The sequence below is a fragment of the Saccharopolyspora kobensis genome (assembly GCF_900108315.1).
Classification (GTDB): Bacteria; Actinomycetota; Actinomycetes; order Mycobacteriales; family Pseudonocardiaceae; genus Saccharopolyspora; species Saccharopolyspora kobensis.
Genome location: NZ_FNVB01000015.1, coordinates 64,645 through 79,677 on the forward strand (window position 1 = coordinate 64,645; position 15,033 = coordinate 79,677).

Genomic DNA, 15,033 nt, shown 5'->3' on the forward strand with positions numbered 1-15,033 from the left:
CCGATCCGGCTTGGACGAATCGGCCACGGTCACGCGCGGGCGAGCGCAGCGGGCGTGCGCCCCGCGAGCCGCTTGGCCTCGCGGGTGAAGTGGGCCTGGTCGACGTAGCCCGCGGTCGCGGCGGCTTCGCCCAGCGGCAGCCCCGATCGCGCGAGGTGGAGCGCGCGCTGGAAGCGGTGGATCTGCGCGAGCGACTTGGGGCCGTAGCCGAAGAGCCGGCCGCTGAGCCTGCGCAGCGACCGCTCCGAGAGGTCGTGGCGATCCGCCGTCTCCCGCACGCTCAGCCCGTCGCGGGCCGCGCGGTCCAGCGAGGCCGCGATGCGCAGGAGCGAACGGTCGGGGTCGGCCCGGGCCCACAGGTCGAGCAGCACCCGTTCGAGGGCATCGGCCGGGTCGGCCTCGAACGACCGGTGCTTCGGCGGGGAGACGAGTTCCGCCAGCTCGATCCGCCGGTCCGTCAGCTCGTCCGCGGGCACTCCCAGCAGCGCGTTCGCCACGCCCGGGGCCAGCCGAAGGCCCCACGTCACCTCTCCCGGCCGCGTCCGGACGGTCATCGCCCGGGTGTCGGCGCCTGCGACCACGAGGCGGCCCTGGAACCACATCAGATCCAGCACGCCGTCGGGCACGATGTGCTGCTGGGGCCCGTCCGCCCGCACGCGCCACACCGTCGCTCCGGTCCGGGCACCGCGGCGGGCCGCGTAGTTCGCCACTCGCGGTCACCTCCGTCCCGCTCGGACAGCGTAAGGGCGGGGGCGCTCGGGCCGCGAAACGTGCCGAGGAGTGGCGTAGATCACTCTTAGTGTGGGCGGAGTACGCCGAACGGCTGGAATCATGGAATAAACGGACATTTATTCCGATCATCGTTCCGCTTTTGCCGCGAGCCGCGGCGGAGCACCCCAACCCGGAGCCGCTCGAATGGATCTGACGACGTTTGCCGCCACCTCCGCCGAACCGACCGGCTTCACCGGCTGGGTGATCTCCGTGATGGAGGCCCTCGGCAGCCCCGGCGCCGGGGCCATCGTCGCCCTGGAGAACCTGTTCCCGCCGATCCCCTCCGAGGTGATCCTGCCGCTGGCCGGGTTCGCCGCCAGCCAGGGCAACATGACGCTCGTCGGCGCGATCCTGTGGACCACGCTCGGTTCGCTGGTCGGCGCCCTCGCGCTCTACGGCATCGGCGCCACGCTGGGCCGCGACCGCACCCGCGCCATCGCGGCGAAGCTGCCGCTGGTGAAGATCTCCGACATCGACCGGACCGAGGCGTGGTTCGCCAAGCACGGCGTCAAGGCGGTGTTCTTCGGCCGCATGATCCCGCTGTTCCGCAGCTTCATCTCGCTGCCCGCAGGCGTCGAGCGCATGCGCCTGAGCACCTTCGCGCTGTTCACCACCCTCGGCAGCCTGATCTGGAACACGGTCTTCGTGGTGGCGGGCTACCTGCTCGGCGAGAGCTGGTACCTGGTCGAGGAGTACGCGGGCGTGTTCTCCAAGGTGGTCCTGGTCCTCGCGGTCCTGGCGGTGGTGGCCTTCATCGCGGTCCGCATCCGCAACAACCGCCGCGGCGGCCCGGCGGCCCAGGTCGAAGAGGCCCCCACGGTCCAGTTCGCCCGCGTCTCCGCGGAAGCCCCCACCGAGGAGATCCGCCGCCTCCGCTGACGGCCCACCTCGCACCCCGCCACCCGGTGACGGGCGGGTGGAAAGCGGAAGGCCCCGCTCCCTGGAGGGGGCGGGGCCTTCGCTTCGGTCGGGTCAGGCGGACTCGGAGTCCGAGCCCTCCGACTTGTCCTCGGAGCTCGCCGAGACCGCGACCGGCGGGCTGTCCGGGACCAGCGACGGCTTCGGCTCACCGCGGAAGGTGAACTGCGCCTTGTCGTCGGCGCCTTCGCCGTCCCAGCCCTCGACGTCCACGATCACGATCTGACCGGCCTGGATCTCGCCGAACAGGATCTTCTCGGACAGCTTGTCCTCGATCTCCCGCTGGATCGTCCGGCGCAGCGGCCGCGCACCCAGCACCGGGTCGAACCCGCGCTTGGCCAGCAGCTTCTTCGCCCTCTCTGTCAGCTCCAGGGCCATGTCCTTGCCCTTGAGCGCCTTCTCCACCCGGCCCGACAGCAGGTCGACCATCTGGATGATCTCCTGCTCGGTGAGCTGGTGGAAGACGATCACGTCGTCGATCCGGTTGAGGAACTCCGGCCGGAAGTGCTTCTTCATCTCCTCGTGGACCTTGGACTTCATCCGCTCGTAGTTGGACTCAGCCCCCTGCCCGCTGGAGAAGCCGAGGCCCACGGCCTTGGAGATGTCCTGGGTGCCGAGGTTCGAGGTGAAGATCAGCACCGTGTTCTTGAAGTCCACCGTGCGGCCCTGGCCGTCGGTGAGGCGGCCGTCCTCCAACACCTGCAGCAGCGTGTTGTAGATCTCCTGGTGGGCCTTCTCGATCTCGTCGAAGAGGACCACGGAGAACGGCTTGCGGCGGACCTTCTCGGTGAGCTGGCCGCCCTCCTCGTAGCCGACGTAGCCCGGAGGGGCGCCGAACAGCCGCGAGGCGGTGTAGCGGTCGTGGAACTCACCCATGTCGATCTGCACGAGCGCGTCGTCGTCGCCGAACAGGAACTCCGCCAGCGCCTTGGACAGCTCGGTCTTACCGACACCGGACGGGCCGGCGAAGATGAACGAACCGGACGGGCGCTTCGGGTCCTTCAGGCCCGCACGCGTGCGGCGGATCGCCTGGGACACGGCCTTGACCGCGTCGTTCTGGCCGATGATCCGCTTGTGCAGCTCCTCCTCCATGCGGAGCAGGCGGGTGGTCTCCTCCTCGGTGAGCTTGAAGACCGGGATGCCGGTCCAGTTCGCCAGCACCTCGGCGATCTGCTCGTCGTCGACCTCGGCGACCACGTCCAGGTCACCGGCCTTCCACTGCTTCTCCCGCTCCTCCTTCTGGCCGAGGAGCTGCTTCTCCTCGTCCCGCAGGCGGGCGGCCCGCTCGAAGTCCTGCGCGTCGATCGCGGACTCCTTCTCGCGGCGCACGTCGGCGATCTTCTCGTCGAACTCGCGCAGGTCCGGCGGCGCGGTCATGCGGCGGATGCGCATCCGGGCGCCGGCCTCGTCGATCAGGTCGATCGCCTTGTCCGGCAGGAAGCGGTCGTTGATGTAGCGGTCGGCCAGGTTGGCCGCGGCCGCCAGCGCGGAGTCGGTGATCGACACCCGGTGGTGCGCCTCGTAGCGGTCCCGCAGACCCTTCAGGATCTCGACGGTGTGCTGCAGCGAGGGCTCGCCGACCTGGATCGGCTGGAACCGGCGCTCCAGGGCCGGGTCCTTCTCCACGTACTTGCGGTACTCCTCGAGCGTCGTGGCGCCGATCGTCTGCAGCTCACCGCGGGCCAGCATCGGCTTCAGGATGCTCGCCGCGTCGATCGCGCCCTCGGCGGCGCCCGCGCCGACCAGGGTGTGGATCTCGTCGATGAACAGGATGATGTCGCCGCGGGTCTTGATCTCCTTGAGCACCTTCTTCAGGCGCTCCTCGAAGTCACCGCGGTACCGGGAACCGGCGACCAGCGAGCCCAGGTCGAGCGTGTAGAGCTGCTTGTCCTTCAGCGTCTCGGGCACCTCGCCCTTGACGACCTTCTGCGCCAGGCCCTCGACGACGGCCGTCTTGCCGACGCCCGCCTCGCCGATGAGCACCGGGTTGTTCTTGGTGCGCCGCGAGAGGACCTGCATGATCCGCTCGATTTCCTTCTCCCGGCCGATCACCGGGTCGAGCTTGCCCTCGCGCGCGCTCTGCGTCAGGTTGCGGCCGAACTGGTCCAGCACCAGCGACGACGACGGGGTGCCCTCGCCGCGGCCACCGGCCTCCGCGGGCTCCTTGCCCTGGTAACCCGACAGCAGCTGCAGGACCTGCTGGCGCACCCGGTTGAGGTCAGCGCCCAGCTTGACCAGCACCTGGGCGGCCACGCCCTCGCCCTCGCGGATCAGCCCGAGCAGGATGTGCTCGGTGCCGATGTAGTTGTGGCCGAGCTGCAGCGCCTCGCGCAGCGACAGCTCCAGCACCTTCTTGGCCCGCGGGGTGAACGGGATGTGCCCGCTCGGGGCCTGCTGCCCCTGGCCGATGATCTCCTCGACCTGCTGCCGCACGCCCTCAAGCGCGATACCCAGCGACTCCAGCGCCTTGGCGGCGACACCCTCACCCTCGTGGATCAAGCCCAGGAGAATGTGCTCGGTGCCGATGTAGTTGTGGTTGAGCATCCGGGCCTCTTCTTGGGCCAGGACGACCACCCGCCTCGCGCGGTCGGTGAACCTCTCGAACATTCGCACTCCCTGACTGCTGCGCCGGCGGTCTCGTTGGCTGGGACACGGCTCCTGCATCGCCGATGCCCACGACGGGTTCAGCACTCTTGAGGACCACTGTAGTAGCCCCACCCGGTCGCGGTCCGTGCCCGCTACGGCCTGCTGCCCACATTCTTGTCCGGCACCCTGACCAACGGCTCGCTGGCCTGCGGGATTCCGGATCTGCACCTATCGGATGGCCCGTTCCGCTGAGCGCGAACACGGCCCGCCTAGCTGGGCCGATCGACCTTCCCGGCGGTGCGTCCACCGATCGGTACCACCATCGGGGTACCCGCCACCGGATCAGCAATCACCCGCGCCCGGAGCCCGAAGACCTCGGCCAGCAGCTGTTCGGTGAGCACCTCGGACGGGTCGCCCTCGGCGACGACCGCGCCGTCCTTCATCGCCACCAGCCGGTCGGCGTAGCGGGCCGCGAGGTTGAGGTCGTGCAGCACCATCACCACGGTGCGGCCGCTCTCGTCGTGCAGCTGCCCGACCAGCTCCAGCACGTCCACCTGGTGGGAAAGGTCGAGGTAGGTGGTCGGCTCGTCGAGCAGCAGCAGGTCGGTGCCCTGGGCCAGCGCCATGGACAGCCAGGCGCGCTGCCGCTGGCCGCCGGAGAGCTCGTCGAGGGTGCGGTCGGCCAGGTCGGCGATGCCGGTCATGCCCAGCGCCTCGGCGACCGCGGCCTCGTCGTCGGAGGACCACTGCCGGTACCAGGACTGGTGCGGGTGCCGTCCGCGCGCGACCAGGTCGGCGACGGTCAGGCCCTCGGGCGCGACCGGCGACTGCGGCAGCAGGCCGAGCACCTTCGCGACCTCCTTCGTCGGCATCTTGTGGATCTGCTTGCCGTCCAGCAGCACGCTGCCGCGCTGCGGGTGCAGCAGCCGCCCGAGGGCGCGCAGCAGCGTCGACTTGCCGCAGCCGTTCGGGCCGATCACCGCGGTGATCGTGCCGTCCACGACGTCGAAGTCCAGCCCGTCGGCGATGACCCGCTCGCCGTAGGCGAGCTTGAGGTCGGTGGCGTGCAGCCGCTGCCGAACGGACCTGGACATGGCGGACGCGGTCATGCGCGGACCTCCCGGTAGCGACGGACGAGCAGGTAGATCAGGTACGGCGCGCCCAGGATCGCGGTGACGATGCCGACCGGCAGTTCCAGCGAGCCGAAGGCGGTTCGCGAGATGACGTCGGCGCCGACCACCAGCGCGGCCCCGAAAACCATCGAGGACAGCAGCGGCGGGCGCGAGGTGTGCGCCAGGCGCAGGGCGATCTGCGGGGTGGCCAGCGCGACGAACTGGATCGGGCCGGCCGCCGCCGTCGCGATCGACGCCAGCACCACCGCGGCCAGCAGCAGCACGCCGCGGGTCAGGTCGGTGCGGACGCCCAGCCCGCGGACCGTGTCGTCGTCGAACTGCAGCGCGCCGAGCACGTGCGCGCCGATCAGGGTCAGCGGCACCAGCACGCAGAGCGCGATGGCCGTGGGCACCACGTGCTCCCAGCCGCGCGCGTTGAGGCTGCCGGTCAGCCACACCAGCGCGCGGCCCGCCTCGTTGACGTCGCCGACGGTCAGCAGCCAGTAGGTGGCGTTGCCCGCCAGCGCGCTGACGCCGACGCCGACCAGCACCAGGCGGTAGGAGTCCACGCCGCGCCGGTAGGCCAGCCCGTAGACCGCGATCCCGGTGAGCAGCCCGCCGGCGAGGGCGACGAGCGGCAGGCCGTAGTCGGCCAGCGCACCGGCCAGGCTGCCCGCGGTGCCGCCGAGCACGATCACCGTCGTCGCCGCGGTGCCCGCGCCCCAGGTGATGCCGAGCATGTCCGGGCTGGCCAGCGGGTTGCGCGCGAGGGTCTGCATGATCGCGCCGGACAGGCCCAGCGCGGCGCCGACCAGCAGCGCGGTCAGCGCTCGCGGCAGCCGCAGCTCCAAGATGATGATCTGCTGCGCCCGGTCGCCGCCGCCGACCAGCGTCTGCAGCACCTCGACCGGGCTGATCCGGTACTCGCCGAGGCCCACGTCGAGCACGAAGACCGCCAGCAGCAGCACCAGCCCGCCGAGCAGGGCCACCAGCGGCCGCCAGCGCAGCACGCCGGAGAACGGCCCGAGCCGGGCCGGGCGCCGCCCGGCGACCCCGCTTTCCACCACCTGGGTCACAACCGCACCATCTTCCTGCGACGCACGAGCGCGATGAAGAACGGGGCGCCGACCATCGCCAGCATCACCCCGACCTGGACTTCGGAGGGCCGCGCCACGATGCGCCCGAGCACGTCGGCCAGCAGCACCAGCGCGGCGCCGAGCAGTCCGGCGAAGGGCAGCAGCCAGCGGTAGTCGGCGCCGGTGAAGAACCTGGCCACGTGCGGCACGATCAGCCCGACGAAGCCGATCGGCCCGCAGATCGCGACCGCGCTGCCGACCAGGACCGCGATCGCGGCGATCCCGGCCCGGCGCGACCACTCCACCCGGTGGCCCAGCGAGCGGGCGACGTCCTCGCCGAGCGACAGCGCGTTCAGGCCGCCCGCGTTGGTCAGCGCCAGCACCATGCCGATCAGCACGAACGGCAGCACCTGCGGGATCACCGAGGGATCGGTGACCGCGATCGAGCCGACCTTCCAGAACCGGTAGGTGTCCATCGTCTGCTGGTCGGTGAGCACCAGCGCCGAGGTGATCGCCTGCAGCAGGAAGCTGATCGCGGTGCCCGCCAGCGCCAGCGTCACCGGCGTCGGGCCGCCGCGGCCGATCGAGCCGATGGCGAACACCGCCAGCGCGCCCAGCATCGCCCCGGCGAAGCCGAACCAGATGAAGCCCACCAGCGTCGTGACGCTGAAGGTGTAGATCGCGAGCACCACGCCGAGCGCGGCGCCCTGGGTGATGCCGAGGATGCCGGGATCGGCGATGGGGTTGCGGGTGTGGCCCTGCATCAGCGCTCCGGCCAGGCCCAGCGCGGCCCCGGCCAGCACGCCGACGATGGTGCGCGGCACCCGCAGCTCGCGGATGATCAGGTCGTTCTCGGTGCCCGTCGGCTGGAACAGGCCGCTCCACACCTCGGTCAGCGGGATCGTCTTGGCCCCGACCACGACGCTGAGCACGCAGCTGACCAGGAGCGCCACCACCAGCACCGCGATGCCGATGAGCCGCCTGCGGCGCCGTTCGCGCAGGCGGGCGCCGCCGGGCGCGACCTGCTCGGCTGCGCGTGGACCGTCGACGGCCAGGCTGCCACTCACGTCCCACTCCCTCTGCCGGATCACCCGATCGGTGCTTAGGTTAGGCCCACCTAAGCATGTCGCACAGGGCGGGGCGCAATGTCCACCGTCACACCGGATCGGCGGGTCCGCAGGCGGAAATCACCGCGGAAAGATCATTGCCGCTTTTCGCGATTCGCGTTGAATAGCGTTATCCGAACGCAACGAGGGGCGCCCGCCCGGCACTTCGCCGGGCCGACGCCCCTCGACCGCACAACTCGCACCACTGCGGGATCAGCGGTCCGCCCCGACCGGGACAGCCCCCGCAGCACCGCGAAAAGCGAGGCGGAACCGGGTCAGTTCGCCTGGTGGTACTGCTCCACGATGTCGGCCGGGATCCGGCCCCGGTCCGACACCTTCAGGCCGCGCTTGCGGGCCCATTCCCGAATGGCCTGGTTCTGCTCGCGATCCGCGCTCGTGGAACCGCCCGCGGAACGCGCACCGGCGCCACCCGGACGCGGTCCCGGCTTCTTCCGGCCGCCCGCCCGCCGCGCGTTGGAGACGTAGTTCGCCAGAGCGTCCCGCAACTCGCCGGCATTGTCGGCGGAAAGGTCGATCTGGTAGGACACGCCGTCCAATCCGAACTCGACGGTTTCGTCGGCCTGGCCGCCGTCCAGATCGTCGACAAGAGTGACCGTGACCTTCTGCGCCATCTTCGAAGTCCTCCCCGGGAGAGCTAAATGTGCCAGAACGGGACAGCGCGAACCGCTGGGAGCGAACTCCCCCGCAAGTACTCCAATAGCCGTCACCGATGGATTCTGGGCTCAGGTTAGCGCAGTAACTGCGATAATGCACTCACCTCTGCCCGAAAATTCACCTCGACGGCCCTGATCGGGTCATTCCGGCCGGACCAGCGGGAACAGGATCGTCTCCCGGATACCGAGACCGGTCAACGCCATCAACAACCGGTCGATACCCATTCCGACGCCACCGCTGGGCGGCATTCCGTACTCGAGCGCGCGCAGAAAGTCCTCGTCGACCGGCATCGCCTCGTCGTCCCCGGCCGCCGCGAGCGCGGCCTGTTCCTCCAGGCGAGCGCGCTCCACCACCGGGTCGACCAGCTCGGAGTAGCCGGTCGCCAGCTCGAAGCCGCGGACGTAGAGGTCCCACTTCTCGGCCAGCCCCGGCTGCTCCCGGTGCTGCCGGGTGAGCGGGGAGGTCTCCACCGGGAAGTCGCGAACGAACGTCGGAGCGCTCAAATGGTCGCCGATCAGGTGCTCCCACAGCTCCTCGACGAGCTTTCCGTGCCCGTGCGCCGGATCGGTCTGCAATCCGTGCGAGTCGGCGTGCTTGCGCAGCACCTCCACCGGAGTTTCCGGGGTGATCTCCGAATCGAGCGCTTCGGACAGCGAGTCGTACATCCGGATCGACGTCCACTCGCCCGACAGGTCGTACTCGGTTCCGTCGAACCAGGTGACCACCTGCGAACCGGCGATCTTCTCCGCCGCCTCCTGGATCAGGGACCTTGTCAGCGCGGCCATGTCGTTGTAATCGGCGTACGCCTGGTAGAACTCCAACATGGCGAACTCCGGGGAGTGGGAAGAATCACTCCCCTCGTTGCGGAAGTTCCGGTTGATCTCGAAAACCCTCTCGATCCCACCGACCACGCAACGCTTCAGGTACAACTCCGGTGCGATCCGGAGGAACAGATCCATGTCGAAGGCGTTCGAATGCGTCACGAACGGGCGCGCGGCGGCACCGCCCTGCAACGTCTGCAGCATCGGGGTTTCCACCTCGACGAAACCGCGCCGGTCGAACGATTCCCGCAACGAGCGCTGCACCGCGGCCCGAGTGCGCACGGTGTCCGCGGCCTGCTTTCGGACGATCAGGTCGACATAGCGCTGCCGGACCCGCATTTCCTCGCCGAGTTCCTTGTGCATGACCGGCAGCGGGCGCAGCGACTTGGCCGCCATTCGCCATTCATCGGCCATCACGGACAACTCGCCTCGACGGGAGGTGATCACCTCGCCGTGCACGAAGACGTGGTCGCCGAGATCGACGTCGCTCTTCCACATGGCCAGCGCGTCCTCGCCGACCTGCTTCAGGCTGAGCATCGCCTGGAGCTCGGTGCCGTCGCCCGCGCGCAGCGTGGCGAAGCAGAGCTTGCCGGTGTTGCGCAGGAACATCACGCGGCCGGCGACGCCGACCTGCGCGCCGGTGGCGGTGTCCGGCTCCAGCCCCTGGTGGGCGGCGCGGACCTCCGCGAGCTCGTGCGTGATCGGCAGGGTCACCGGGTACGGGTCGACTCCGGCGTCGAGCAGGCGCTCCCGCTTCTCCCGCCGGACCCGCATCTGCTCCGGCAGGTCGTCAACGCCGTCGTCGCTGGTTGCCGGGGGAATGGAACGGTCCTCAGTCACGGAGAACAAGGGTACGGTTCCGCCGTTTCACCGAATGAGCAGGGCCATCGCTCGGTGCGGCGGAGGTTTGGCGTCCGTGGTCCGTGAGCGTTTTGGGGTGTCATAGCGCCCCAAAGCGCTCACGGGAGCCGACCGGGCGGCGCGTTCAGGCCCGGCTGAAGTTCCGGTCGTAGACCAGGCGCAGGCCGAGCAGGGTGAGGTCGGGGACGTGGTGGGTGATCGTCGTCGACTCCGACACCACCAGCGGCGCCAGGCCGCCCGTGGCCAGGACCGTGGTGGGGCCGCCGTGGGTGGCCTCCAGCTCCGCCACGATGCGGCGGACCAGGCCGTCCACCTGCCCGGCGAAGCCGTAGAGGATGCCGGACTGGAGGCACTCCACGGTGTTCTTGCCGATCACCGAGCGCGGCCGGACCAGCTCCACCTTGCGCAGCTGCGCGGCGCGGGAGGCCAGCGCGTCCAGCGAGATCTCGACGCCCGGGGCGAACGCGCCGCCCAGGAACTCGCCCTTGGACGAGATCACGTCGATGTTGGTGGAGGTGCCGAAGTCGACCACCACGCAGTTGGTGGCGTGCAGGTGGTGCGCGGCGAGGGTGTTGATCACCCGGTCCGCGCCGACCTCCTTCGGGTTGTCGACCAGCAGCGGGACCCCGGTGCGCACGCCCGGCTCGACGACCACGCGCGGCACGTCGTTCCAGTACCTGCCGAGCATGACGCGCAGTTCGCGCAGCAGCGCGGGCACCGTGGACAGGGCGGCGATGCCGGTGATCCGGTCGGCGTGGTCGCCGAGCAGGCCGCGCATGGTCAGCGCCATCTCGTCCGCGGTCATCCGCGGCTCGGTGCGCATCCGCCAGTCGTGCACCAGCGTCGAGGCGATGTCGGAGCTGTCCGACTCCTCGTCGTAGAGGCCCAGCACGATGTTGGTGTTTCCGACGTCGATGGCCAGCAGCACCGCTTCGTCCTTCCGTGCCGGTTGATCTGGTAACTGTCGGCGGAGCCGTCCGCGCTCGTGCGAGCGGCGCCAGCCGCTTTGAGCACGTATGCATGGTGACCACCGGCGGGTTCTGAGTGCCTTTTCCGGCGAGGACGGCCCCTGCGCCGTGCATCGGACAGGGCGCCCGCGGTCCGGAGAAGCACTCAGGTTCCGCTGGGCGGCCACCCGAGCAACGCGACCGCTGACATGCGCTCAGTGCTCGGGTTGCTGCAGGAGGGCGTCCAGCTTGGCCGCGTCGTCGGTTTCCGCCGGGGATTCGGCGATCACCGCGGCGCTGGTCAGGCCGGAGCCCTCCGGCGCGACGCCGGGCTGGTCGCCGGTCTCCAGGATCCGGTTGTCGGCGTCCACGAAGATCACCTTCGGCCGGAACGACCGCGCCTCCAGCTCGTCCATCACGCCGTAGGACAGCAGGATCACGATGTCACCGGGCTCGATCAGGTGCGCGGCGGCGCCGTTGATCCCGATCACGCCGGAGCCGCGCTCGCCGGTGATCACGTAGGTCTCCAGGCGGGCGCCGTTGGTGACGTCCACGATGGCGACCTGCTCGCCCTCCAGCAGGTCCGCGGCGTCCATCAGATCGGCGTCCACCGTCACCGAGCCGACGTAGTGCAGATCGGCCTGGGTCACCGTGGCCCGGTGGATCTTGGACTTCAACATGGTGCGGAACATCGCTGACCTCCTACGGCCGGTACCGCATCGTCTCGCCGACGTATCTTGCGCGATGCCGCGGTGGCTCCCACCGTCGGCCCGCTCAGCCCTGCTCCTGCGCGCTCAGCAGCACCATGGCGTTGTCGAGCAGCCTGGTGGTGCCCGCGCGGGCCGCCACCAGCAGCCTCGCCTCGCCCTCCGCGGGCACCGGCCCGAGCTCGGGATCGCGCAGCTCCAGGTAGTCGAGCCGCAGCGACGGTTCGGTGGCCAGCACCTCGCCGGCGGCCTTGAGCACCGCGTCCGCGCCCGCCGGTCCGGCGTGCGAACCGGCCGCCAGGGCGGCCGAGATCGCCAGCGCCGCGGCGCGCTGCTCGTCGCTGAGGTAGGCGTTGCGGGAGGACAGCGCCAGGCCGTCGGCTTCCCGCACGGTGGGGATGCCCTGGATGCGCGCGTCCAGGTTCAGCTCGCGCGCCATCCGCCGGATCAGCACCAGCTGCTGGTAGTCCTTCTCGCCGAAGAACGCCAGGTCCGGGCGGACGATGTTGAGCAGCTTCAGGACCACGGTGAGCACGCCGTCGAAGTGACCCGGCCGGACCGCGCCCTCCAGCTGCTCGCCGAGCGGTCCGGAGTGGACGGTCAGCTGCGGGTCGGTGCCGTACATCTGCTCGACCGACGGCGCGAAGACCAGCTCCACCCCGGCCTCGCGGCACAGCTGGAGGTCCGACTCGAAGCTGCGCGGGTAGCGGTCGAAGTCCTCGTGCGGCCCGAACTGCAGCGGGTTCACGAAGATCGACACGACCACCACCGCGTTGATGTCGCGGCGGGCCCGCTCGATCAGCTCCAGGTGCCCGCGGTGCAGGGCGCCCATGGTCGGCACCAGGTGGATCTTGCGGCCGGTGGCCCGCAGCGCGCGGGTGACCTTCGCCAGCTCGGCGGGTTCGCGGTGCACGGTCAGCGCACCGCGCTCGAAAGCTGCGCTCATCACGACTCCAGGGTTCGGCGCGCCGTGATCACGACGGCTCTTCGTCAAGTGCTTCGCGGACCTCGGCGGCGCCGTCCGCGCGCAGGACGCCCGCGCGCTCGCTCCGCTCGGCGGTCCGCCTGGCCAGCTCCCGGTAGCCGTCGACGACGTCCGGGTTCGCCTCGCGCAGGGCGGCGAGGTGCGCGCGGACCGTGCCCGCGTCGCCGCGCATCACCGGGCCGGTGATCGCGCGGTCGCCGAAGCGCAGCGCGTTGTCCAGCGACGCGGACAGGATCGGGGCCATGACGCGGTCGGCGTTGTCGACGCCCGCACCGCGCAGCAGCTCCGCGCATTCGTTGACCAGCGTGATCAGGTGGTTCGCGCCGTGGGTGAGCGCGGCGTGGTACAGCCGCCGGGACTCCTCCGGCACGCGCACCGGCTCCATCCCCAGCTCCAGGGCCAGCGCCTCCGCCACGCTCCAACCGGCCTCGTCCGCGGTGGAGGCCGTGACGGCCATGCAGGCGTTGGCGAGCCGTTCGACGTCCTCGGCCCGGCCGGTGAAGGTCATCGCCGGGTGCAGCGCCAAGGGCAGCACGCCGATCTCGGCCGCCGCCGCGAGCGCGGAGACCCCGTGCGCACCGGAGGTGTGCGCGATGATCTGGCCCGCGCGCAGCGATCCGGTGGCGACCAGGCCGCGGACCAGGCCGGAGATCGCGTCGTCCGGGACGGCCAGCAGCACCAGGTCGGCCTGCTTGGCGACCTCGTCCGGCGGCAGCACGGCCACCTCGGGGAGCATTTCTTCCGCGCGGCGCAGCGACGCCTCGGACACCGCGGATACCGCGACCACCTGGTGTCCAGCTCGCTGCAACGCCGCGCCCAGCACGGCACCCACCCGGCCCGCGGAGATCACTCCGACGCGCAGCCGAGGGCCCGTGCGACCAGACATCGCCACGTCGTCCTCCATACCGTTCCAGTCCCAACCTCCGGGTACCGGACAGCAGCGCGAGACTAGCCCGCCAACGGCCCGCCGAAGGGCCCCGGGTGGCGAGCACCACGCCCCGCCCGCGTCCGCCCCCCGCGCAATTTCAATGGAAATCACACGTCTGATTTCCATTGAAATCGCGTGGATCTCCGTGCGCCGACGGCCGGCCTCCGGCGTGTCGGTCCCCGACGCGCCGGAGGTCGCGCAACTTCCATTGAAATCGAAGATGTGATTTCCATTGAAATTGCGCGGAGCCTCCCGCCGGCGCTCGGCCAGGTCAGTCGCGGGAGCGCTGGGGCGGGGGCTTGGGCAGCGGGCGCTTCATGTTGTGCTGGGTGAGCTCGTTGAGCTTGATCCGGGCCGTCTGGATCGCTTGCTGGGTGCCCGCGGCCGAACGGCGGGCCTGCTTGAGCTCCTCGATCAGCTTCTCGCGGCGGGCCCGGCGGGCCGCGCTCGTCGTGCGGCCCTCGGCGGCCCGGTGCTGCAGGAACGCCAGCTCGGTGACCGCGATCTGGTAGTCGCGGACCGCCTTAGCCGCCTCGGCGCCCGCGCTGCGGCGCACCTTGCGCAGCCAGCCCTTCCGGCCCGCGAGGGTGGCCAGCATCTCCATCTCGCTGCGCACGATCAGTCCGGCCCGCTCCAGCACCGGCAGCTGCTGGATGACGATCCGCTGCTCGCGCTTGCGCTGCCACACCACCAGGCCGAAGGTGCCCATGAAGATCGGCACCATGATCAGGAAGTAGACGTTGAGGAACTCCACGCCGCCCAGCAGCGTCGCCGCGTTCCACACCGCGTGCAGCAGGAACGCCGCGGCGAACCCGCCCAGCAGGTAGCCCAGGCGCAGCCGCTTGTCGTCGGTGCGCGAGGCGAGCCCGATGCCGATGCCGAACATGGAGCTGAACAGCGGGTGCGAGAACGGCGCCAGCACGCCGCGCATGATGAACACCGCCACCACGCCACCGGCCGTGCCGCCGACGCCGCCGATCGCGAAGGCCTTGCCGAAGTACAGGATGTTCTCGGTGAAGGCGAAGCCCGCCGCGGTCAGCGACGCGTAGACGATGCCGTCGACCATCCCGTTGAACTCCGAGCGGCGCTTGAACCACAGCGCGACCACGAACAGCGCCTTCGCCGCTTCCTCCACCAGCGGGCCCATCACCGCGGTCAGGAAGAACTTCTGGTCGTCGGGGCCGATCAGGGCGTCGGCGAGCTGGATGAAGGTGTCGTTGAGCAGCAGCGAGCAGGCGGTCGCCCCGCCCGCGCCCCACAGGAACGCGCCGAGCAGCAGCATCGGCGGCTCGGGCTCCCAGCGGTCGATCCAGATGATCGCGGCGAACACCACGCCGACCGGCAGCAGCGCCGCGAGAGCGCCGACCAGGGCGGGCATCAGGCCGACCCGCGACGTGGTGACACCTGCCATCACCAGTCCGCAGATCCCGAGCACGATCAGGCCGGCAACCGGCCAACCGACGGCGTGGTGCTTGCGGGTCTGGAGCTTGCGCGCGCCGGAGAGATCGGCGGCGTGCCCCCGGAGATCAGGACTCGACAC

The 15,033-nt window shown here is 70.5% G+C and carries 13 protein-coding genes; 1 reads left to right on the forward strand and 12 read right to left on the reverse strand.

What is annotated here, in order from left to right; all coding sequences use genetic code 11:
• Positions 1–29: 29 nt before the first annotated feature.
• Positions 30–710, reverse strand: a complete 681-nt coding sequence (locus C4T78_RS33870; RefSeq protein ID WP_177247791.1) for a helix-turn-helix domain-containing protein — start codon at positions 708–710, stop codon at positions 30–32.
• Between the two features lie 205 nt (positions 711–915).
• Here C4T78_RS33870 and C4T78_RS33875 point away from each other — a divergent pair, with 205 nt between their 5' ends.
• The gene (locus C4T78_RS33875) at positions 916–1,650 is read left to right on the forward strand and encodes a DedA family protein (RefSeq protein ID WP_093357721.1); all 735 of its coding nucleotides are present in this window, start codon (positions 916–918) and stop codon (positions 1,648–1,650) included.
• A 93-nt stretch (positions 1,651–1,743) separates the two neighbouring features.
• Here C4T78_RS33875 and C4T78_RS33880 read toward each other — a convergent pair whose 3' ends face one another.
• The 11 genes from C4T78_RS33880 to C4T78_RS33930 form a co-directional block, all read right to left on the reverse strand.
• Positions 1,744–4,296 carry an ATP-dependent Clp protease ATP-binding subunit gene (locus C4T78_RS33880; RefSeq protein ID WP_093357719.1) on the reverse strand — a complete coding sequence of 851 codons (2,553 nt, stop codon included), beginning with the start codon at positions 4,294–4,296 and terminating at the stop codon, positions 1,744–1,746.
• A 248-nt stretch (positions 4,297–4,544) separates the two neighbouring features.
• A complete protein-coding gene (locus C4T78_RS33885) occupies positions 4,545–5,384 on the reverse strand; it encodes an ABC transporter ATP-binding protein (RefSeq protein WP_093357718.1) in 840 nt (279 codons plus the stop codon).
• Entirely contained in the window at positions 5,381–6,463 is a 1,083-nt protein-coding gene (locus tag C4T78_RS33890) for a FecCD family ABC transporter permease (protein WP_093357716.1), read from the reverse strand. The genes C4T78_RS33885 and C4T78_RS33890 overlap by 4 nt, the downstream gene beginning before the upstream one ends.
• Positions 6,460–7,530 carry a FecCD family ABC transporter permease gene (locus tag C4T78_RS33895; RefSeq protein ID WP_093357715.1) on the reverse strand — a complete coding sequence of 357 codons (1,071 nt, stop codon included), beginning with the start codon at positions 7,528–7,530 and terminating at the stop codon, positions 6,460–6,462. The genes C4T78_RS33890 and C4T78_RS33895 overlap by 4 nt, the downstream gene beginning before the upstream one ends.
• A gap of 314 nt (positions 7,531–7,844) precedes the next feature.
• On the reverse strand, positions 7,845–8,201 hold the full coding sequence (locus C4T78_RS33900) for a histone-like nucleoid-structuring protein Lsr2 (protein ID WP_093156493.1): 357 nt from the start codon (positions 8,199–8,201) through the stop codon (positions 7,845–7,847).
• Between the two features lie 183 nt (positions 8,202–8,384).
• Positions 8,385–9,839, reverse strand: coding sequence for a lysine--tRNA ligase (gene lysS / locus C4T78_RS33905; RefSeq protein ID WP_374703923.1), 1,455 nt, complete (start codon positions 9,837–9,839; stop codon positions 8,385–8,387).
• A 211-nt stretch (positions 9,840–10,050) separates the two neighbouring features.
• Complete coding sequence (locus tag C4T78_RS33910) at positions 10,051–10,854, reverse strand: type III pantothenate kinase (RefSeq protein ID WP_093357714.1); 804 nt, start codon at positions 10,852–10,854, stop codon at positions 10,051–10,053.
• Between the two features lie 234 nt (positions 10,855–11,088).
• A complete protein-coding gene (gene panD / locus C4T78_RS33915; protein ID WP_093357712.1) occupies positions 11,089–11,565 on the reverse strand; it encodes an aspartate 1-decarboxylase in 477 nt (158 codons plus the stop codon).
• 82 nt (positions 11,566–11,647) lie between these two features.
• Positions 11,648–12,526: a pantoate--beta-alanine ligase gene (gene panC, locus C4T78_RS33920; RefSeq protein ID WP_093357711.1), complete on the reverse strand. Its 879-nt coding sequence runs from the start codon at positions 12,524–12,526 to the stop codon at positions 11,648–11,650.
• A gap of 28 nt (positions 12,527–12,554) precedes the next feature.
• On the reverse strand, positions 12,555–13,451 hold the full coding sequence (locus tag C4T78_RS33925) for a Rossmann-like and DUF2520 domain-containing protein (protein WP_093357837.1): 897 nt from the start codon (positions 13,449–13,451) through the stop codon (positions 12,555–12,557).
• Positions 13,452–13,764: 313 nt separating this feature from the next.
• Entirely contained in the window at positions 13,765–15,033 is a 1,269-nt protein-coding gene (locus tag C4T78_RS33930; RefSeq protein ID WP_093357836.1) for a PrsW family glutamic-type intramembrane protease, read from the reverse strand.